We start from the raw sequence: 809 nt of genomic DNA on the forward strand, positions 1-809 counted from the left end.
GGCGACGACCCCGGCCAGGATGATCAGGACGGTGACGGTCACCCCCTCCCACCGGGCGCCGCCGAGGGTGCCGAGCAGCCAGTAGGTGAAGCCGCGGGTCGAGTTGGCGTCCCCGTTGACCATGAGGATGACGGAGGTGACTCCGGCGAAGAACTGGGACACGAGCACGCCGGTCAGCACCACGCGGGAGGGGCTGGCGACGCGCCCTCCGCCGAGTAGGAGCAGCAGCAGGCCGAAGGAGACCAGTCCGCCGGCGAAGGCTCCGGTCGACAGGGAGACGCTTCCGCCGATGCCCAGCAGGAGCACGGCGACGGCGCCGGTGGAGGCACCGGAGGAGACTCCGAGGAGGTAGGGGTCGGCGAGGGGGTTCCTGGTGACCGCCTGCAGGACCGCGCCCGAGACCGCGAGGGCCATGCCGATGGCCACGGCCAGCAGCACCCGGGGGAAGCGGGACTCCCAGATCAGGGCGTCGAGCAGGCCCGGCAGGGGTGGGGTGGGGGCGATGCCGCCCAGACCGATGTGCCGGAGGATCGTGGAGACCACGTCCAGGGGCCGGATGTTCGCGCTGCCGAACAGCGACGCGGTGACGATCCATGTGGCTGCCGGGGATGGTGATGAACTTGTCGCCCTTCACCGCGGCGAGCTTGCTGGTGAGCGGGTCCTTCTTGAGAAGCGCGATCTTCTCCTTGGCGGTGTCGTTCGGTTCGCCCCGGGTCAGGTCGGCCAGGATGATGACATCGGGGTTCCGCGCGGCGACCTCGTCCCAACTCACCTCGGCCCACTTCGTCTTGGCGTCGGCGAAGATGTTC

1 protein-coding gene and 1 pseudogene are annotated in these 809 nt (G+C 70.0%); both read right to left on the reverse strand.

Going from position 1 to position 809, the window contains the following annotated elements; translation table 11 throughout:
- Nucleotides 1-543 (reverse strand): FecCD family ABC transporter permease (locus tag OO47_RS33005; protein ID WP_234323396.1); only part of this gene is annotated, 543 nt, incomplete at its 3' end.
- A 121-nt stretch (nucleotides 544-664) separates the two neighbouring features.
- A pseudogene (locus tag OO47_RS38340) lies at nucleotides 665-772 on the reverse strand (ABC transporter substrate-binding protein); the annotation flags it as partial.
- Nucleotides 773-809: the final 37 nt, after the last annotated feature.

This window comes from Streptomyces bikiniensis, from assembly GCF_000716625.1.
Classification (GTDB): domain Bacteria; phylum Actinomycetota; class Actinomycetes; order Streptomycetales; family Streptomycetaceae; genus Streptomyces; species Streptomyces bikiniensis.